The sequence below is a fragment of the Paraburkholderia lycopersici genome, assembly GCF_900096975.1.
Lineage (GTDB): Bacteria > Pseudomonadota > Gammaproteobacteria > Burkholderiales > Burkholderiaceae > Paraburkholderia > Paraburkholderia lycopersici.
The window spans coordinates 15,914-33,303 of record NZ_FMYQ01000018.1; the positions used below are offsets into that span (position 1 = coordinate 15,914).

A 17,390-nucleotide genomic window follows, 5' to 3' on the forward strand; every position below is an offset into this window, starting at 1 on the left:
GGCCCTGACGAGGCGACAGCAAATGCTCCGGACGCCCGCGCGGCAAGGGTTTTGCGGCAAGCAGGCGGGCCGGAGCGGCATGCAGGATTCTTGGGATAGCCGAGATTCTAACGCCGAAATCCCCTCGCCAGGAAGTTATCCACAGGGACGGATCAACGCACGGGCGTTCGGCTCGCACGGTAGCCAATCCGGCCTTCGCAGACGGCTCAATCGCCTAACCTATTGACGGCCAACGAAAAACCGGCTTAAATAGCGGGTTCCGCGAAAACCAATCCCTAGTACCACCGGCCATTGCTTTTTTCCGCGATGCTCGCCGCGGTCAAAACTCAACAGTGAGAGCAACATGAAACGTACTTTCCAACCTTCCGTTACCCGTCGCAAGCGTACCCACGGTTTCCGCGTGCGCATGAAGACCGCAGGTGGCCGCAAAGTGATCAACGCACGCCGTGCGAAGGGTCGCAAGCGCCTCGCCGTCTAAGTCGGGCAGCATCGCCATTAGCGAAATCACGGGTAGCGGTCCGCTCGCGGACAAGGCGAACAGGGCGAACCCGGTAACTGATCGGGGCGTCATGCCGTCGCGAACGCAAGCCGCTTTTCCGAAAGCCGCAAGGCTACTGAAAACGGATGAGTTCTCATCCGTTTTTCGTTTGCGCCCCTGGCGCCGCACCGAGCACTTCGTCGTGTATGGGCGGCCCACGGGCAACGAGGCGCGGCTCGGGCTCGTGATCGGCAAGAAGTTCGCGCCGCGCGCGGTCACGCGCAATCTGGTGCGGCGTCTCGCCCGCGAGGCGTTTCGCGTGCGCCGCGCGCAGTTCGAAGGTTTCGACCTGCTCTTGCGCCTGCATACGAAGTTCGACCGCAAGGCGCTGCCGGGTGCGTCGTCGCCGGGGCTCAAGGCTTTGTGCCGCGGCGAGATCGAGACGCTGCTCGAAAAGGCCGCGCGCGAAGTCGCGCGACGCGGCAGCGCTTCGCCTGCGGCAACTGCGCGCACCCCTTGCGCAACGCAGACGCCGGCACCAGTTGCAGAACCGGCGCGTGACCAGGCCGGTAAAGATTTGCCGCCGGACCACGGCAATTCCCGCACATCATGAGCGGGGCGCGCGAGTCCGGCATATCCGACGTAGCTGCCGCGCAAGCGGTATGTCGTCCGTCATCGAGCGCGGCGCAGTCCGGCCGCAACGCCATGCAAACGGTTCTGATCGCACTGCTGCGTTTCTACAAGCTTGCCGTGAGCCCACTCCTCGGCAGCCGGTGCCGTTTTTATCCTTCCTGTTCCGATTACGCGCGCGAGGCAATCCAGTATCATGGCGCCGCGCGTGGGACTTACCTCGCCGCGCGGCGGCTGTGCCGCTGCCATCCGTTTTCGGCGGGCGGCATCGACCTCGTCCCGCCTGTATCTCCGAAAAAGCGCTGACGCGCCATTCCATCGACACTGAGACAACGCATGGATATCAAACGCACCGTCCTATGGGTCATCTTCTTCATGTCAGCCGTCATGCTGTACGACAACTGGCAGCGCGACCATGGACGCCAGTCGATGTTCTTCCCGAACGCGACGCAGACGCAAACCGCCGCCAGCGGCCCTGCGCCCGCTAGCGCCGCCAATGGCGCGTCCGACCTGCCGGCCGCCACGGCCACGGGTCAGGCGCCGACGAACACCGCCCAGCCGGCCGCAGCCGCAGCCCAGCTCGTGCACTTTCGCACCGACGTCTACGACGGCGTGATCGACTCGCGCGGCGGCACGATCGTGAAGCTGGCGCTCGTGAAGGAAAGCGCCGACGGCAAGGGTCCCGAGCAGTACATCACGCTGTTCGACCACACGAAGGACCATACGTACCTCGCGCGCACCGGCCTGCTCGGCGGCGACTTCCCGAACCACAACGACGTGTTCACGGTCGTCGACGGCCCGCGCGAGCTGACCGGCGACGCCAACGCCTTCCAGGTCACGCTCCAGTCGCCCGAACGCGGCGGCGTGAAGGTCACCAAGACCTACACGTTCACGCGCGGCAGCTATGTGATCGGCCTCGATACGAAGGTGCAGAACGTCGGCGGCACGCCGGTTTCGCCTACGCTCTACATGGAGCTCGTGCGCGACAGCCAGCCGGTCGAAACGCCGCGCTTCTCGCACACGTTCATCGGCCCGGCGGTGTATTCGAACGAGCACCACTTCCAGAAGATCACGTTCAGCGACATCGACAAGAACAAGGCCGACTTCGTGAGCCAGGCCGATAACGGCTGGGTCGCGATGGTGCAGCACTACTTTGCGACCGCGTGGATTCCGCAGCAGGGCGCCAAGCGTGACATCTACGTCGAGAAGTTCGACAACGACCTCTACCGCGTGGGCGTGAAGCAGCCGCTCGGCACGATCGCGCCGGGCGCCACGCAAAGCGTGCAGTCTCGTCTGTTCGCCGGTCCGCAGGAAGAGCGCATGCTCGAAGGGGTCGCGCCGGGTCTGGAACTCGTGAAGGACTATGGCTGGGTGACGATCATCGCCAAGCCCCTCTTCTGGCTGCTCGAGAAGATTCACAGCTACGTGGGCAACTGGGGCTGGTCGATCGTGCTGCTCACGCTGCTCATCAAGGCCGTGTTCTTCCCGCTCTCCGCCGCGAGCTACAAGTCGATGGCGCGCATGAAGGAGATCACGCCGCGTATGCAGGCGCTGCGCGAGCGCTTCAAGAGCGATCCGCAAAAGATGAACGCCGCGCTCATGGAGCTTTACAAGACCGAGAAGGTCAATCCGTTCGGCGGCTGCCTGCCGGTCGTGATCCAGATTCCGGTGTTCATCTCGCTGTACTGGGTGCTGCTCTCGTCGGTGGAAATGCGCGGCGCGCCGTGGATTCTCTGGATTCACGACCTCTCGCAGCAAGACCCGTTCTTCATCTTGCCGGTGCTGATGGCCGTCTCGATGTTCGTGCAGACCCGTCTGAACCCGACGCCGCCGGACCCTGTCCAGGCCAAGATGATGATGTTCATGCCGATCGCGTTCTCGGTCATGTTCTTCTTCTTCCCGGCGGGCCTCGTGCTGTATTACGTCGTGAACAACGTGCTCTCGATCGCGCAGCAGTACTACATCACGCGCATGATGGGCAAAGGCAAGAAGAAGGCAGCCTAAGACACATGGGCGGCGGTGATGCCGCCGTCTGAACCAGGGCTCGAAAAAGCCGTCCGGTGCGAACCGGACGGCTTTTCGCTTTTGGGGAGCGGGTTTTGTCTTTTGTTTGACGGCGCAGAGCGCGGTGTGCGCGGACGCGCGTTAATTCTTGTCCGCGTCCCCGTAAAATTGGGCGACCAGTTCCTGCACGAGATAGCGGTGATGCGGGCTGAGCGACTCGATCTTCGAAGCCAGTTCGAGCGTTTCCTCGGAAAGCGGATATTTTTCGTCCGGCTTGCGAGGTCTCGGCACGGACGAAGCCGTGTTGCCGGGCGGCCCGTAGTGCAGCCAGTGGAGATCGACGTCGAACCATTTCGCGAGCGTCTCCAGCTTGTCATGCGTGGGAATGGTGCGGCCGCTCAGCCATTTATGCGCTGTTTGCGGCGAGACCGGATGTTCGCCGTGATGGCGCAGGTTGAACCGGTTGGCCAGATCGGTGCTGCCTCGCAGTTTTTCGGGCGCGCGCTTCATTGCGAACTTCAGACGTTCGGCAAAGGCGGCTTTTTCTTCGGGTGTCGGCATGGGCCAGATTGTGCCGCCGCGGATAGACGAAGAAGACAACCAGTTGAGCTACATTTAACGTGTAAAAGCGATAATTCGCCCGTTTTTGCAAGCTTTGTGACTTTGGTCGGATCACCTCGAATTCCTTTATGAGATTGGAATCCACCCGACAAAGCGAATCTCTCTTAGCAAAACCGACAGAATCTCTTAAGATCAATCTTATCTAATTTGAGATAAGGCGCGATCGTTCCGAAGGCGACAACTGCCCAAAGTTCGCCGTATCGCCGCGTTACAATGCCTCGCGCTTCGCGACCGCGATCAACTTCGATTTCCGCCCTGCCTCACGATCCACTTCCGCCATGCTCGCCACCGATTCCGATCCCATCGTCGCCATTGCCACTTCGCCCGGACGCGGCGGGATCGGGGTCGTGCGCGTCTCGGCCGGGCGTGCTGGCGCGGCGGCCACCGAAGCGCTGATGCAAGCCCTCATCGGCCAGACACTGGTCGCGCGCCACGCGAGCTACGCGCCGTTTCTCGACGGCAGCGGAACGGTGCTCGACCGGGGCATCGCGCTCTCCTTCCCCGCGCCGCATTCGTACACCGGCGAGCACGTGCTCGAACTCCAGGGCCACGGCGGTCCGATCATCCTGCAGCTTGTCCTGCAGCGCTGCATCGAGGCGGGTCGCGCGTTCGGACTGCGCCTCGCGGAACCCGGCGAATTCACGCGCCGCGCGTTCCTCAACGACAAGCTCGATCTGGCCCAGGCGGAAGCGGTGGCCGACCTGATCGAGGCGAGCACCGAGGCCGCGGCGCGCTCGGCGGGCCGTTCGCTCGACGGTGCGTTCTCGCGCGACATCCACGCGCTCGTGGACGACGTCGTCACGCTGCGCATGCTCGTGGAGGCGACGCTCGATTTCCCAGAAGAAGAAATCGACTTCCTCGAAGCCGCGGATGCACGCGGCAAACTCGCGCGCATTCGCGATCAGCTCGACCACGTGCTTTCGGAGGCGCGCCAGGGTGCACTGCTGCGCGAGGGGCTCGCCGTCGTGCTCGCGGGGCAGCCCAACGTGGGCAAGTCGTCACTGCTGAATGCGCTCGCGGGCGCCGAACTGGCGATCGTGACGCCCGTAGCCGGGACCACGCGCGACAAGATTTCCCAGACGATCCAGGTCGAAGGCATTCCGCTGCATATCATCGACACGGCGGGTCTGCGCGACACCGAGGACGAGGTGGAAAAGATCGGCATCGAGCGCACGTGGAGCGAGATTGGTCGCGCCGACGTGGTGCTGCATCTGCTCGACGCACGCACTGGCATGAACGCCGAAGACGAAGCGATCGCCGCACGCTTTCCGGCGGGCGTGCCGGTCGTGCGCGTGCTCAACAAAACGGATTTGACCGGCGTGCCGCCCGAAGTGGAGAAACACGTGTCCGCGGATGGCGCCGAGGTCTGCGAGCTGCGTCTTTCGGCGAAACAGGGCGATGGCATCGGGCTGCTGCGCGCCGAACTTTTGCGCATCGCGGGCTGGCAGGCGGATGCGCAGAGCGTCTATCTCGCGCGCGAGCGGCATCTGATTGCGCTGCGCACCGCGCGCGAGCATCTCGAACAAGCGGCGGCACACGCCGACCAGCATGCGCAACTGCTCGACCTGTTTGCCGAGGAGTTGCGGCTCGCGCAGGAGTCGCTCAATTCGATCACCGGCGAATTCACCTCGGACGACCTGCTCGGCGTGATCTTCAGCCGGTTTTGTATCGGGAAGTAATCCTCCGCCCCGCCCGTTGCAGGAGCCGCGCAAAGAAACGCAAGCCGACGGCTAGCGGAATGTTCGGGTTCGTGCGGCTGTAGATAACCAGGGTCACATCGTTTTGTTGGCACTACTGGCTCACTCCATTCTTCCTCCGCCTGGAACAATGCTTTCGAAGCATAGGGGTTAACCCTCGGCATCGATCGGCCTAGACTTTCACTTGTCGGATGCAGACACGTTGTCGCTCCGAACTAAAAGTCAATGGAGGTAGTTAGCATGAAGTCCCTGATCCAGACCGTAGCCGTTGCCGTTGCACTCGTCGTGCCGGTGGCGTCGTTCGCGCAATCGAATGCGCCCGTCACTCGCGCCCAGGTGCGCGCCGAACTCGTGCAGCTCGAGAAAGCGGGCTGGCGTCCGGGCGCGGGGGCCGATCCGCACTACCCTGACGACATTCTCGCCGCCGAAGCCAAGGTAGCGGCCGCCAACGGCGCAACGAGCGGCTATGGCGGCACGGCAGCCGGTACCTCGGACGCCGGACGCCCGGCAGTGTCGAAGGCCGACTGGAACGCGATGTATAACCATCCGTAACACGGCAACTTTGCGCAAGCGCTTGCCATGAGCCCTGCAAGCGCTTCGCATATCTAAACGAATACCTCCGCCGTCGTTGACTCGACGGCTTCGCTCGGGCCTTCTGGCCTGGGCGCTTTTTCCGGCCACCTTTCCCCGTGACCGTCAGCGCGTGCGGCGCCCGTCTTGAAAGCACGCACATTCACGCGCATCCGCGCACTACGAGCTAACTGCATCGCCATTTAGTTCGTAGTGCCATTCATCCCGATTCATTTCGATTCTTCCAGCGCCGACAACCCCTCCGCGCCCACCGCGAGCGGTATGGCAGCCTGGTTCCCCATCGCGGCCACCGCATGCCGCTGTAATTTGCAGACACACATCGTTGCGATTCCAAACGCTCGCCGCCACGCCGATCGACGACAATTTCAGGCATAGGAGAACGACGATGAAAACACTCTTCTGCGCAATGGCTCTGGTTGCCTTGTCTGCTGGCCTGTCGGGTTGTGTCGTAGCGCCGCCGTATGCTTACGCCCCGGCGCCGGCGTATGGCTACGCGCCGGGCTACTATGCCGCCCCGTCCGTGGATATCGGGGTTGGCGTGGGCGGCTATTATGGCCGCGGCTGGCGACATTAAGGGAACCGTATCAAGGCGGTTGAAAGACTGCTGCCCGACCTATCCGATGTGATAGCTGTACACGTGCAGCCGCCGCACTAAAGTGGTGAGACACGTTCGGACAACACGCTGGACCATCGCACGGGGGCGGTCATGAAATTCATCGACGGAGAAATCGCGCACATCACGCGCGCAATGGCGCCCTCATTGTCCGCCGGCACGACGCCAGCGGTTTTCTCGTTCGACTACTGGTACAAGCGCCTTTCCGCGCTGCTCGACCTCACGCAGCTCACACAGACCCAGTTCAAGACGATCGACGCTCTCATGGTCGAGCTCGAAGCAATTCAGCTCGCTCTCGATACCGTCGGCACCGATGCGGTGGAGATTCTGGCCGCCTGACCCAGCGGTCCGGAATTTCGATCCGCGCTCGCCTGGCGCCGCGAATCCCACCGACCAACCTCGCCATGTCACCCGAGCATGGGTTAGCCCGCGCAAGCGGGCTTCTTTCTTTGCGGGCCACAAGCCGCGAGGCAGGCCGCGGACGAAAAAAAACCGCGGCAGGGGCCGCGGTCAAGAGCTTGCCATTTACTTCATACACGGCGCCGGGGGATGTCGCCGCTCAACCATTCTCATGGCTCCCCCGCGCCGCGGCAACGGCAAACGTCCAGGTTTGACAATCGTTAACCCTTCGGGCGAACTCGCGCCTCCTCTTGAAAACGTCTTGCGCCCCCTGCATGTAGAGCCCACTTTTCCCGGAGATTCGGATCGTGGGCAGACGACCTTCCTTCATTGACGATCTGGCTCGCGGCGTCCCGTCCGGCGGCGCGGACCAGCGTCCGGGCATCGACGACGACGCGCTTCTCGATGCCTATTCGCGAACCGTGATCGGCGCGCTCGAGCGCGTCCAGCCGGCCGTCGCGCACATTGCCGTCGCGCGCCGCCCGTCCGGCCAGGCCGGCGCACGAAGCGGCAGCGGCTCAGGCTTCCTCTTCACCCCCGACGGCTACCTGCTGACGAACAGCCACGTCGTGCACGGCGCGAGCAAGCTGAGCGTCACGCTCACGGACGGCTCGACCCAGGCAGCCGACCTCATCGGCGACGACCCGAGCACGGATCTCGCCGTGCTGCGCATCGGCGCGCCCGAGGCGCTGCCGCACGTGCAACTCGGCGACTCGGCGCGCCTGCGCGTCGGGCAGATCGCGATCGCCGTGGGCAGCCCGCTCGGCCTCGCGCAGACGGTGACGACGGGCGTGGTGTCGGCGCTCGGCCGGTCGCTGCGCTCGGAGTCCGGACGCATGATCTACGACGTGATCCAGACCGACGCGGCGCTCAATCCGGGCAACTCGGGCGGACCGCTCATCAATTCGGCCGGTCAGGTCATCGGCGTGAATACGGCCATCATCCCGGGCGCGCAGGCCATCTGCTTCGCAACGGCCATCGACACCGCGAAATGGGTCATCACGCAGCTCTTCGCGCATGGCCGCGTGCGGCGAGCCTACGTCGGCATTGCCGGCACCACGGTGCCGATCGCGCGCAAGGTGCAGCGCTACTTCGACCTGAGCGCGGCGACCGGTGTACGGGTGATGGAGATCGTCAAGGGCAGTCCCGCCGGTGTCGGCGGCCTGCGCGTGGACGACATGATCGTGACGATCGACGGCGTGCCCGTGGACGGGATCGACGCGCTCCAGCGTCTGCTCGACGCATCGCGCATTGATCGCGCAGTGGAAATCGGTGTAATCCGCTTGACGCAGCGCCTGAACCTGCGTGTGACGCCCGTCGAGCAGACAAGCTAGAAAACGGCGTAGGCGTGGTCGATGCGAGCGCGCCAACCTTGCTCGGGTCTGGCGCGCCTATGGCTGAACTACCAGCCGTAGCCAGGCTGTGCGTAAGCCGGCTGTTGCCCGTAGCCGTCGTCGTATTGCGGCGGCGGTGGCGGCGCGGGCTGTGCCGGAGCGCAAGCCACGTAGCGGCCGGAATACTGGTCGTAGCACGCTGCGCCGCCCGGGGCGGCCGCGTAGACCGGGGCGGGCTGCGCATAGACAGGCGCGGGCTGCACGTAGGCCGGCTGTGCCGGATACGCCACCGCCGGGCCGCCGTTCAGCACCGCGCCGACCGCGGCGCCGATCAGTGCGCCGCCAACCAGCGCTCCCACCACGTCGCCGCCGTGACCGTGCGCGCTCGCCGGCCCGGCCGCGACCGTACAACCCGCCAGCACCAAAACGGCCGCCATCTTTCGCATGTCGTTCTCCCTGAGAACCTTTGAAAACATGCGAGCAATTGTCGGCTCGATCGGTGGATACAGGTGCTGCAAGTGGTAACGACGAATTACGCGGCGCGCGCGCGTGCGCACGCCTCGTCGGCGCCTTGCCGCTAGTGTGCGTGCGCGTCGTCGTCAGTGATGCAGGAAGCTGCGTACCGGATGACGCCAGTCCACATGATGTCCGGCCCCCGCTTCCACGCGCTGTCTGTGCTCCTCGATAATTTCGTCGGAAAACAGGAAGACGACAATGACAAGGGGAATGACCAGAAACGCACCCAGTATTACGTGTTCGATCACGATAACCTCCTGGTTGTCAAGCGGTTTGCAACTGCATTGTAGCCGGGACGCTACAGTTTGCACATCAGGGTACACCGACGCGCGAAAAGAAATGTTCGCCAACCATCAAAGGCGACGCAGAGCAGCGCGCATGCCCGGCGTCCACGGCGACTTGCGCAGCCCGGACAGCCGCTAGACAACAGGGGCGGGACTGGCGCCGGCAGCACCTTAACTTTACGCCCCCGCCTTTCTCCACGCTGCGGCGAAGAGCCCCGCGCCGATGAGCAGCGTGCCGCCCGTGCGATTGATCGCGCGCTGCACGCGCGGACTGCGCACGAGCTTGCGCGCGGCGGCCGCAAGCATGGCGTAGCCGAACGCATTGAGCGTGGCGAGCACGAGGAACGTCGCTTCGAACACGACAATCTGCGGCGCGATGGCCATATGCGGATCGATGAACTGCGGCACGAAGGCAACGAAGAAAATGATGCTCTTCGGGTTGAGCGCGGTGACGGCGTACGCGTGCGCAAAGATCCGGCCGGTACGCGTTTCGGAAGTGTCAGCGGCCGGGCCTTCGCCGGCGGGCGCGCGCCAGAGCTTCACGCCGAGGTAGACCAGATAGGCCGCGCCGATCCATTTGAGCGCCGAGAACAATGCGGCGGATGCCGCGAGGATCACGCCAAGGCCAAGCATGGAAGCGGTCATCGACGTGAAGTCGCCGAGCGCGACACCGGCCGTGGTCGCGAGCGCGTAGCGGCGGCCGTGGCCGAGCGCATAGGAAACGACGAGCAGCACGGTCGGACCAGGAATGGCAACGAGAATCGCCGATGCGATCGCGAACGGCAGCCAGTGAGCGAGAGTCATGGGGGTTCCTCCAGCGGGAAGCCCGATTTATCCATGAAGCCCGGCGCCGCGCAAGCGTGTCGCGCGACGGCATGTCGCGAGGCGCGGTAACGCCATTGGCATCCTTTTTATTCGGCAGACAGTTCATTAACCGGCCTGCTTTCAAACCGCACATTGCCGACTTTAGGTGCGGCGCGTCATTCGCCGATTGGCGCGCTATTAAATCGCTTAAATCACTACAAGCGTGACCGCCCTATTTCCGATATAACCTGCGGCGCCTTGTCGAACAAGGCGCCGGGCTTGGTAATCGATGCTTCGGATTGCTCTCGAAGGCGGGTCAATGCGGCCGCTCGCGGTATGGATAGGCGCTGCGCCACGGTTGCACATCGCACGGCTGTTGCGAATGCACACAAGTCGGGCTTGCAGTCTTTCAGCAGTTATCTATTTTGGAAGACGCGGGTTCGGCATGAGCGTTAAATACATAGCTAACCTGAGTTAAAACCCGCAGGAGGCAAAACATGAAAATGCTATCCGGAATGGTCGTCGTGGCGGCAAGCCTTGCTTGCGCCGCAGCCGTGCAAGCTCAGGATGCCGTGGTCAAGCCTCAGCAAACGGTGCAATTCAAGCCCGGTTCCTATGGCTGTCTGTCGAAGGACAAGCTCGATGCGGTCGCGCTGCACGAGCAGGCCGGCGAGCATCAGCAGATGCAGGAATACTTCAGCGGGTTCCAGTGCCTTTCCACGCCGGATAACCAGTCGTTCCGCGTGGTACAGGTGGTTGGCCACGACGTCGAATTCGTGAACGCGGCCAACGCCGACGAACAAGGTCTCTGGACCAACGACCGCTTCATCAAGCAGTAGCGCCGCCTCCACCGCAGGTTTTACGCGCGCCGTCCCGGAATCCGCCGATACGCCCCTCGCAACATGGCCCGGCGCACGCGCGCCGTGACGTCACATCAAACGCGACGTAGATCGCCGTGCGCCGCTGTCAAACCACCGTCATTTTCGCGTCAGACCATCCGCATTGCGTCGCGCATGCGGTGCGCCGCGCGCGTTGCGCGCCCGTTCAAGCGGCACATGGCTTGCTCCAAATTTCGCTATCATGTGCGGCTTTTGCGCGCCCGGAATCCGGCATGGCACTCAAATCGACCATCTACAAGGCAGAACTGCAGATCGCGGACATGGACCGGCACTATTACGCCGACCATGCGCTCACGATCGCGCGCCATCCGTCCGAAACCGACGACCGCATGATGGTCCGCATCGCCGCGTTCGCACTGTTCGCGAGCGAGCGGCTCGAATTCTGCAAGGGCCTCTCCGATACGGACGAGCCCGACCTCTGGTGCAAGGACTACACCGGCGCGATCGAAACGTGGATCGAGGTCGGCCAGCCCGACGAGCGCCGTATCGCCAAAGCCAGCGGCCGCGCGGGCGAGGTCATCGTGATCGCCTATGGCGGACGCACGTCCGACATCTGGTGGCAGGGCGTGCGCGGCAAGGTGGAGCGCCTGCGCAACGTCACGGTCTGGTCGCTGGGCGAGGGCGTTGCCGCATCCCTGGGTGCGCTGGCCGAACGCACCATGCGTCTGCAGTGTACGGTTCAGGACGGCGCCGCATGGATCGGCAATACGAGCGCCGAGCCGGTCGCAGTCGAATGGACCGTGTTCAAGGCGCCCGAAAACGTCTAGGAGCGTCTGGCTTGCGTGGCGCGCCCGCCGCGGTCACGCGCGCGGCGGCCCCTTGAGTTCCACCATGTTGCCTTCCGGGTCGAACAGATACAGCGACGGTCCCAGCCCCTCCGCACCGTAGCGCTCGACAGCATTCCCGGGACGCGCGCCGTGCCGGTTCAAATGCGCCCGGAGTGCTTCGGCGTCGAACGGCTCGACGCGCAGACAAAGATGATCCATGTTGCCGCCCGAGCCGTCGGCCGGCGCGCCGGCGCCGCGATCCAGCGGCCCGCCTATCGTCACGAGATCGATGAGCGAACGCCCCGCGCGCAACTGCACGAGGCCGAGGTCGCGCTGCTCGCGCTCCGGTTCGCAGCCGAGCACTTCGCAATAGAAGCGCGTCATCGCGGCCGTATCGGCCGTACGGATTACGACGTGATCGATCTCGCGAATGTGGATCCGCATGGCGTCCTCCGGGGCGTGCAGAGTTTTCCATCATGAACCCGAAGGCGAACGACTGCGCGTCATGCGTCCACGGGGAACGCGAGCAGGATGCGAGCGGCAAAAACGAACGGAACGAACCGGCCGAAAATAGCCGCGGTGGCTGTGACCGTGATGGATGATACGAAGCGGTGATACCAAGCGCGGCGAAACCGGCTCGACACGCGCGCAAAATTGCTGGACGAAAAAAAGCCCGCTGCTGTGAGCGGGCTTAATCCATATCAGGAGGAGACATGGAGGAGACAGAAACCACTATACACAGCCGTCTGACGCAACGCAACAACTTTTTAAGGGAAAACCCGCAATTTGTGCATTTCGTCGCACGGGAGCCCGCAAAGCGCCACCAGGGATTCACCGAAGGCCGAAAAAAGTGCCAGTGCGACAGGGTGTCGGCGGTAATGACAGCGCAAGATCCGGCGCGCCGTCGCCCGGAAGCGGGGCTACAGTGAAGCTATCCAGAAGGCCCTACGAGGAGTTGTGAGATGAGCGCCGTCCCCAACAGGAAACCGGCCACGAAACCCGCCGACGATACCCCCGGCGGCGCGTGGACGAGCGACGCCGACCGCTGGCAGGCCGTCACTTCGCGCGACGCCCGCGCAGACGGCGCGTTCTTTTACGCCGTGCGCACGACCGGCGTGTTTTGCCGTCCGTCGTGCGCGTCGCGGCTGCCGCGGCGCGAGAATATCGAATTCTTCGCCGTTGCCGACGCCGCGCGCGCAGCCGGCTACCGCGAATGCAAGCGCTGCCGTCCGGGCGGCCTGCCGCGCGAGCTCGAAATCGTGCGGCGCGCCCGCGCGGCTCTCGAAGCCGATCCACAGCAGCGCCTTACGCTCGCGCAACTGGGCGAGGCCGTGCACCTGAGCCCGTTTCACCTTCAACGCCTCTTCAAGCGCGTGCTCGGCGTTTCGCCGCGCCAGTACCAGGCGGCGCGCCGCGGCGCCGTGCTGCGCGACGCGCTGGGCGAGGGCGCCGACGTCACGCGCGCGAGCGCCGACGCGGGCTTCGGCTCGTCGTCGCGGCTCTATCACAGCGTGCCGGGCGAACTCGGCATGGCGCCCTCGGCCTACCGCCGCAAGGGTGCCGGGCTGACGATCCGCTACGCCGCAACCCCCACGCCGATCGGCTTCGTGCTCATCGCCGCGACCTCGAAAGGCATCTGCCGGATCGCGTTCGGCGACGATGCCGCAACGCTAGCCGCCGCGCTCACCGAAGACTTCTCGAACGCGCGATGCATCGAAGACCATGCGGCGGTCGCGCCGTTCGTCGCCCAGGTCGATGCCTATCTGCACGGCCGGCGCGAACGCTTCGACCTCCCGCTCGACATCGCCGCGACGGCGTTCCAGCAGCGCGTCTGGGACGCACTTCAGCGCATTCCCTACGGCGAGACGCGCAGCTATACGCAGATCGCCGAGACGCTCGGCGCGCCGCGCGCGGTGCGCGCCGTCGCGAGCGCGTGCGCGTCGAACCCCGTGGCGCTGGCGATTCCCTGCCATCGCGTCGTGCAGAAGAGCGGTTCGCTGGCCGGCTATCGGTGGGGACTCGAGCGCAAGGCGGCACTGATCGACGCCGAAGCGCGCGCGGGCGAGATCCAGCCAGGCGCTCCGCGCGCCGATGCCGCGCAAGCGGGCGGCCGCGGCGCATCGGGAACGGCAGCGAAGGAAACCCGTTCGGCCACGGACCGCGCCGGCACCCCGGAGACCGCCGCTTGAGCGCCGTCGCCCAGCCGTCCGACGCCCGCTGCCCGGCGCTGACGGAAAGCGCCACGCTCGAACTGCCGTTCCGCGCGCCTTACGACTGGCCGCGCGTGCTGCGCTTTTTCAGCGGCCGCGCGACGCCGGGCGTCGAGGCGGTGGAGGACGGCGCCTGGCTGCGCGCCATCGACTTCAACGGCGCGAGCGGGACGCTCGCGGTGCGCCGCCACGCGCGCAAGCATTGCCTCGTCGTACGAATCGACGGGCCCGTCTGCGCGCATGCGGCGGCGCTCGCCGTGCCGCTCTCGCGCATGTTCGATCTGCAGGCCGATCCCGCCACGATCGCCGCGCATTTGCGCACCGACCCATGGCTCGCGCCGCTCGTCGCCGCCGTGCCCGGCCTGCGCGTGCCGGGCGCGTGGTCCGGCTTCGAGCTCGTGGTGCGCGCGATCGTCGGCCAGCAGGTCAGCGTGAAAGCGGCGACGACGATCGTCGGACGCCTCGTCGAGCGCGTCGGCAAGCGCATCGACGACCATGCGCACGCCCGCACCGCGTGGCGTTTTCCGACACCCGCCGCGCTCGCTGCCGCCGATCTCGCAGGCATCGGCATGCCGGGCAAGCGCGTCGCCGCGTTGCAGGGCTTCGCGCAGGCCGTGGCGGGCGGCGCGGTGGTCATCGAGCGCGACTACGGCGCGGCGGATACGCTCACGCCGCGCGGCAAACGTCAAAGCAGACAAATCGACGCCACCGCGACCGCCGACCTCGACGCGATGCGCGCCGCGCTGCTCGCCTTGCCGGGCATCGGGCCGTGGACCGTCGAGTACGTCGCGATGCGCGCGTGGCGCGACGCGAACGCGTGGCCGGCCACGGATCTCGTGCTCATGCAGGCGATCGCGGCGCGTGACCCGGCGCTCGCGCGCGCGACGCAACAGCGCACTCGCACCGACGCATGGCGCCCCTGGCGCGCGTACGCCGCCATGCATCTGTGGAACGAGATCGCCGACCGCGCGGGCGCGGCGCGCGGCGGATAAGGCCACGCGAGGACGAGGGCGCGCGCCAGCCGCCATTGCCCCTGCGAGACAGCGCGCGAGCCGGGCAAAACCCGCCCGAAGCCGCCCCGAGCAGGTCTCCCGGCGAGATGTTAAAGTGCCCGCTACCGAAAAAAATCCCGGCCGGCGAGCGCGTGCAGCACCGCGGCGCCGGCCCGAGCCCGACTTGCCTCAATGTCCGACACGACCTCTACACGCACGAACGACGTTCTCGCGCAGCGCCTTTCCGTGCTGGGCGACGGGCCACATCGCGACGCGCTCACGCGCGGTCTGCGCGGCATCGAGAAAGAGAGCCTGCGCGTGACGCGCGACGGCCGTCTCGCCATGACGGCGCACGCGGCGGCGCTCGGTTCCGCGCTCACGCATCCTTCGCTCACGACCGACTACTCGGAAGCGCTGATCGAAATCATCACGGCCGCCGAGCCCGATGCGTCCATCACGCTCAGCAAGCTCGACGAACTGCATCGCTTCGTCTACGCCGTGCTCGCGCGCGACGGCGAAATGCTCTGGAACGAATCGATGCCGGGACTCTTGCCCGACACCGACGACGGCATCCCCATCGCGCGCTACGGCAGCTCGAACATCGGCCGTCTCAAGCACGTGTACCGGATGGGGCTCGCGCTGCGCTACGGTCGCACGATGCAGTGCATCGCCGGCATTCACTACAACTATTCGCTCAGCGAAGACGTGTGGCGCGTGCTGCATGCGCATCATCAGTCCACGGCCACGCTCACCGACTACCAGTCGGAGCGCTACCTCGCGCTGATCCGCAATTTCCGCCGCACGAACTGGCTGCTGATGTACCTGTTCGGCGCGTCGCCCGCGCTCGATGCGCGCTTCCTGCGCGGCCGCGAGCACAAGCTCGAAGCGTTCGACGCCGACACGCTCTATCTGCCGTATGCGACAAGCCTGCGCATGAGCGACCTCGGCTACTCGAACACGACGGGCCAGTCCGCCTTGCGCGCCGACTACGACACGCTCGCGGGCTATCTCGACGCGCTCGCGCAGGCCGTGAGCCAGCCGTATCCGCCGTACGAGGCGATCGGCACGCATCGCGACGGCGAGTGGGTGCAGATCAACACCAACGTCCTGCAGATCGAAAACGAGTTTTATTCGACGATCCGCCCCAAGCGCGTGACGCGTCCGGGCGAACGGCCGCTGCATGCGCTCGCCGCGCGCGGCGTGCAGTACGTGGAAGTGCGCTGCATGGACATCGACCCGTTCGAGCCCACCGGCATCTCGCTCGAAACTGCGCGCTTTCTCGACGCGTACCTGCTCGCGTGCGCGCTCGACGACAGCCCTTTCCTGTCCGCCGGCGCCTACGCCGAATCGAATGCGAATTTCGGCCTGGTGACGAAAGAAGGGCGCCGCCCGGGTCTCGCGCTCAAGCGCGATGGCGAGGACGTGCCGATGCAGGACTGGGCCGAAGAACTGCTCGAGAAGATCGGCCGTGCCGCCGCCACGCTCGACGCGGCGCGCGGCGGCGACGAGCATGCGCGCTCGCTCGCGACGCAACGCGCGAAGCTCGCCGACCCTGTGCTCACGCCTTCGGCGCGCGTGCTGCAGACCATGCGCGACGGCAGGCAGTCCTTCCTGCAGTTCGGGCTCGCGCAGAGCGAGCGCCATGCGGCGCATTTCCTCGCGCGTCCGCTCGACGCCGCGACCACGGCGGAGTTCGAAGCGCTCGCGCGCGACTCCCTTGTCGAGCAGGCGCAACTCGAACGCGACGAAGTCGGCTCGTTCGACGCCTTCGTCGCCGCATACCGCGCCTACACGCTCAACCGCTTCAGCGTCTGAACGCGGCGCGCTCGTCCTGTCGGCGCTATCGGCGCTCGTCCCAGGCACCGCATTTGCTCGCAACGCCAGCGTGCAAATGCGGTCCAACCAGGGTGGGTGGTGCGTTGTCCGTGCGTTGACATACGGCGGCCTCACCGGGCGAACCGCGCCATGAACATCAAAAAATGCACGGGCCGCGCCACGCGGCTTACTCTGGGAGGAACCCACGCGATGAAACGAATCCTTGCGATCCTGCTGTGCGCGACGGCTGCGGCCTGCGCGTCGCGCGGGCAGGTCAATCCCGACGTCATGCAGATCGCAACCGCGCCGCTCACCTGCGCGAACAAGGCGGAATGCGATCTCTGGTGGCAACGCGCCGAGGACTGGGTGCGCAGTCATTCGAAGTACGAAGTGCAGACCGTGACCGACACGTTGATCCAGACCTCGGGCCCCGGAGGCGGGCGGCGTCTGCTCGCCTACGAAATCACGAAGTCGGCGAATAGCGACGGCACCGCCACGATCGGCTTCGCCGCGCACTGTGACAGCTCGCTCGGCTGCAAGCCGAACCCCTGGTCGGCGGGTGCCGCGTTCAAGCAATACGTGCGCAGCGGCGTCGACGCGCCCATTCCCGGCGACACCTCCACGGGCAGCGGCGGCGACACGGCCGGCGTGAGCGGCGCGGCCGTTGCGGAGCCCGCGTCCAGCGCGCATTGATCGTGTCGAAGATCCTCGCCGCCGCTGGTTGGCGGCGAGATCG

General features: G+C 65.5%; 21 protein-coding genes. 16 read left to right on the forward strand and 5 right to left on the reverse strand.

What is annotated here, in order from left to right:
* Positions 1-343 precede the first annotated feature (343 nt).
* The 4 genes from rpmH to yidC all read left to right on the forward strand — a co-directional run bounded on the left by rpmH (position 344) and on the right by yidC (position 3,112).
* Complete coding sequence (gene rpmH, locus BLU17_RS19190) at positions 344-478, forward strand: 50S ribosomal protein L34 (RefSeq protein WP_026120950.1); 135 nt, start codon at positions 344-346, stop codon at positions 476-478.
* Between the two features lie 91 nt (positions 479-569).
* Complete coding sequence (rnpA, locus tag BLU17_RS19195) at positions 570-1,091, forward strand: ribonuclease P protein component (RefSeq protein ID WP_091999747.1); 522 nt, start codon at positions 570-572, stop codon at positions 1,089-1,091.
* Positions 1,092-1,183: 92 nt separating this feature from the next.
* Positions 1,184-1,414 (forward strand): membrane protein insertion efficiency factor YidD, encoded by a 231-nt coding sequence (gene yidD, locus BLU17_RS19200; protein ID WP_091999750.1) that lies wholly within the window; start codon positions 1,184-1,186, stop codon positions 1,412-1,414.
* Positions 1,415-1,444: 30 nt separating this feature from the next.
* Positions 1,445-3,112, forward strand: a complete 1,668-nt coding sequence (gene yidC / locus BLU17_RS19205; protein ID WP_091999753.1) for a membrane protein insertase YidC — start codon at positions 1,445-1,447, stop codon at positions 3,110-3,112.
* Positions 3,113-3,253: 141 nt separating this feature from the next.
* Here yidC and BLU17_RS19210 read toward each other — a convergent pair whose 3' ends face one another.
* Entirely contained in the window at positions 3,254-3,673 is a 420-nt protein-coding gene (locus tag BLU17_RS19210) for a helix-turn-helix domain-containing protein (protein WP_091999756.1), read from the reverse strand.
* Between the two features lie 338 nt (positions 3,674-4,011).
* Here BLU17_RS19210 and mnmE point away from each other — a divergent pair, with 338 nt between their 5' ends.
* The 5 genes from mnmE to BLU17_RS19235 all read left to right on the forward strand — a co-directional run bounded on the left by mnmE (position 4,012) and on the right by BLU17_RS19235 (position 8,367).
* Complete coding sequence (gene mnmE / locus BLU17_RS19215; RefSeq protein WP_091999760.1) at positions 4,012-5,412, forward strand: tRNA uridine-5-carboxymethylaminomethyl(34) synthesis GTPase MnmE; 1,401 nt, start codon at positions 4,012-4,014, stop codon at positions 5,410-5,412.
* Positions 5,413-5,670: 258 nt separating this feature from the next.
* Positions 5,671-5,982 (forward strand): DUF4148 domain-containing protein, encoded by a 312-nt coding sequence (locus tag BLU17_RS19220; RefSeq protein WP_091999763.1) that lies wholly within the window; start codon positions 5,671-5,673, stop codon positions 5,980-5,982.
* A 424-nt stretch (positions 5,983-6,406) separates the two neighbouring features.
* Positions 6,407-6,595 (forward strand): hypothetical protein, encoded by a 189-nt coding sequence (locus BLU17_RS19225; protein ID WP_092000028.1) that lies wholly within the window; start codon positions 6,407-6,409, stop codon positions 6,593-6,595.
* Between the two features lie 132 nt (positions 6,596-6,727).
* Complete coding sequence (locus tag BLU17_RS19230; protein WP_091999767.1) at positions 6,728-6,973, forward strand: hypothetical protein; 246 nt, start codon at positions 6,728-6,730, stop codon at positions 6,971-6,973.
* A 368-nt stretch (positions 6,974-7,341) separates the two neighbouring features.
* Positions 7,342-8,367, forward strand: coding sequence for a S1C family serine protease (locus tag BLU17_RS19235; RefSeq protein ID WP_091999769.1), 1,026 nt, complete (start codon positions 7,342-7,344; stop codon positions 8,365-8,367).
* A gap of 68 nt (positions 8,368-8,435) precedes the next feature.
* Here the strand turns inward: BLU17_RS19235 and BLU17_RS19240 are convergent, their stop codons facing one another.
* From BLU17_RS19240 to BLU17_RS19245, 3 genes are all read right to left on the reverse strand, one after another.
* Entirely contained in the window at positions 8,436-8,813 is a 378-nt protein-coding gene (locus BLU17_RS19240) for a hypothetical protein (protein ID WP_092000032.1), read from the reverse strand.
* Positions 8,814-8,966: 153 nt separating this feature from the next.
* Positions 8,967-9,131 carry a hypothetical protein gene (locus tag BLU17_RS33225; protein ID WP_176929144.1) on the reverse strand — a complete coding sequence of 55 codons (165 nt, stop codon included), beginning with the start codon at positions 9,129-9,131 and terminating at the stop codon, positions 8,967-8,969.
* Between the two features lie 213 nt (positions 9,132-9,344).
* Positions 9,345-9,971: a LysE family translocator gene (locus BLU17_RS19245; protein ID WP_091999772.1), complete on the reverse strand. Its 627-nt coding sequence runs from the start codon at positions 9,969-9,971 to the stop codon at positions 9,345-9,347.
* Between the two features lie 497 nt (positions 9,972-10,468).
* Here BLU17_RS19245 and sap1 point away from each other — a divergent pair, with 497 nt between their 5' ends.
* Together sap1 and BLU17_RS19255 are read left to right on the forward strand one after the other, a co-directional pair.
* On the forward strand, positions 10,469-10,810 hold the full coding sequence (gene sap1 / locus BLU17_RS19250; RefSeq protein ID WP_091999774.1) for a surface attachment protein Sap1: 342 nt from the start codon (positions 10,469-10,471) through the stop codon (positions 10,808-10,810).
* 272 nt (positions 10,811-11,082) lie between these two features.
* Positions 11,083-11,637 carry a YaeQ family protein gene (locus tag BLU17_RS19255; protein ID WP_091999777.1) on the forward strand — a complete coding sequence of 185 codons (555 nt, stop codon included), beginning with the start codon at positions 11,083-11,085 and terminating at the stop codon, positions 11,635-11,637.
* Between the two features lie 33 nt (positions 11,638-11,670).
* On the opposite strand, the gene BLU17_RS19260 is transcribed toward BLU17_RS19255, so the two are convergent.
* Complete coding sequence (locus BLU17_RS19260; protein ID WP_091999779.1) at positions 11,671-12,081, reverse strand: VOC family protein; 411 nt, start codon at positions 12,079-12,081, stop codon at positions 11,671-11,673.
* A gap of 269 nt (positions 12,082-12,350) precedes the next feature.
* Here BLU17_RS19260 and BLU17_RS32465 point away from each other — a divergent pair, with 269 nt between their 5' ends.
* The 5 genes from BLU17_RS32465 (at position 12,351) to BLU17_RS19280 (ending at position 17,347) form a co-directional block, all read left to right on the forward strand.
* Complete coding sequence (locus BLU17_RS32465; protein ID WP_143189288.1) at positions 12,351-12,566, forward strand: hypothetical protein; 216 nt, start codon at positions 12,351-12,353, stop codon at positions 12,564-12,566.
* Between the two features lie 33 nt (positions 12,567-12,599).
* On the forward strand, positions 12,600-13,826 hold the full coding sequence (gene ada, locus BLU17_RS19265; RefSeq protein ID WP_091999781.1) for a bifunctional DNA-binding transcriptional regulator/O6-methylguanine-DNA methyltransferase Ada: 1,227 nt from the start codon (positions 12,600-12,602) through the stop codon (positions 13,824-13,826).
* Complete coding sequence (locus tag BLU17_RS19270) at positions 13,823-14,839, forward strand: DNA-3-methyladenine glycosylase family protein (protein ID WP_425434110.1); 1,017 nt, start codon at positions 13,823-13,825, stop codon at positions 14,837-14,839. The genes ada and BLU17_RS19270 overlap by 4 nt, the downstream gene beginning before the upstream one ends.
* A gap of 192 nt (positions 14,840-15,031) precedes the next feature.
* Positions 15,032-16,654 (forward strand): glutamate--cysteine ligase, encoded by a 1,623-nt coding sequence (gshA, locus tag BLU17_RS19275; RefSeq protein WP_091999783.1) that lies wholly within the window; start codon positions 15,032-15,034, stop codon positions 16,652-16,654.
* Positions 16,655-16,864: 210 nt separating this feature from the next.
* A complete protein-coding gene (locus tag BLU17_RS19280) occupies positions 16,865-17,347 on the forward strand; it encodes a hypothetical protein (RefSeq protein WP_091999786.1) in 483 nt (160 codons plus the stop codon).
* The last annotated feature ends 43 nt before the right edge of the window (positions 17,348-17,390 follow it).

Coding starts and splice junctions, on each gene's coding strand:
- rpmH (WP_026120950.1), top strand. CDS start 344: ATGAAACGTACTTTCCAACCTTCCGTTACCCGTCGCAAGCGTACCCAC.
- rnpA (WP_091999747.1), top strand. CDS start 570: ATGCCGTCGCGAACGCAAGCCGCTTTTCCGAAAGCCGCAAGGCTACTG.
- yidD (WP_091999750.1), top strand. CDS start 1,184: ATGCAAACGGTTCTGATCGCACTGCTGCGTTTCTACAAGCTTGCCGTG.
- yidC (WP_091999753.1), top strand. CDS start 1,445: ATGGATATCAAACGCACCGTCCTATGGGTCATCTTCTTCATGTCAGCC.
- BLU17_RS19210 (WP_091999756.1), bottom strand. CDS start 3,673: ATGCCGACACCCGAAGAAAAAGCCGCCTTTGCCGAACGTCTGAAGTTC.
- mnmE (WP_091999760.1), top strand. CDS start 4,012: ATGCTCGCCACCGATTCCGATCCCATCGTCGCCATTGCCACTTCGCCC.
- BLU17_RS19220 (WP_091999763.1), top strand. CDS start 5,671: ATGAAGTCCCTGATCCAGACCGTAGCCGTTGCCGTTGCACTCGTCGTG.
- BLU17_RS19225 (WP_092000028.1), top strand. CDS start 6,407: ATGAAAACACTCTTCTGCGCAATGGCTCTGGTTGCCTTGTCTGCTGGC.
- BLU17_RS19230 (WP_091999767.1), top strand. CDS start 6,728: ATGAAATTCATCGACGGAGAAATCGCGCACATCACGCGCGCAATGGCG.
- BLU17_RS19240 (WP_092000032.1), bottom strand. CDS start 8,813: ATGCGAAAGATGGCGGCCGTTTTGGTGCTGGCGGGTTGTACGGTCGCG.
- BLU17_RS19245 (WP_091999772.1), bottom strand. CDS start 9,971: ATGACTCTCGCTCACTGGCTGCCGTTCGCGATCGCATCGGCGATTCTC.
- sap1 (WP_091999774.1), top strand. CDS start 10,469: ATGAAAATGCTATCCGGAATGGTCGTCGTGGCGGCAAGCCTTGCTTGC.
- BLU17_RS19255 (WP_091999777.1), top strand. CDS start 11,083: ATGGCACTCAAATCGACCATCTACAAGGCAGAACTGCAGATCGCGGAC.
- BLU17_RS19260 (WP_091999779.1), bottom strand. CDS start 12,081: ATGCGGATCCACATTCGCGAGATCGATCACGTCGTAATCCGTACGGCC.
- BLU17_RS32465 (WP_143189288.1), top strand. CDS start 12,351: ATGGAGGAGACAGAAACCACTATACACAGCCGTCTGACGCAACGCAAC.
- ada (WP_091999781.1), top strand. CDS start 12,600: ATGAGCGCCGTCCCCAACAGGAAACCGGCCACGAAACCCGCCGACGAT.
- gshA (WP_091999783.1), top strand. CDS start 15,032: ATGTCCGACACGACCTCTACACGCACGAACGACGTTCTCGCGCAGCGC.
- BLU17_RS19280 (WP_091999786.1), top strand. CDS start 16,865: ATGAAACGAATCCTTGCGATCCTGCTGTGCGCGACGGCTGCGGCCTGC.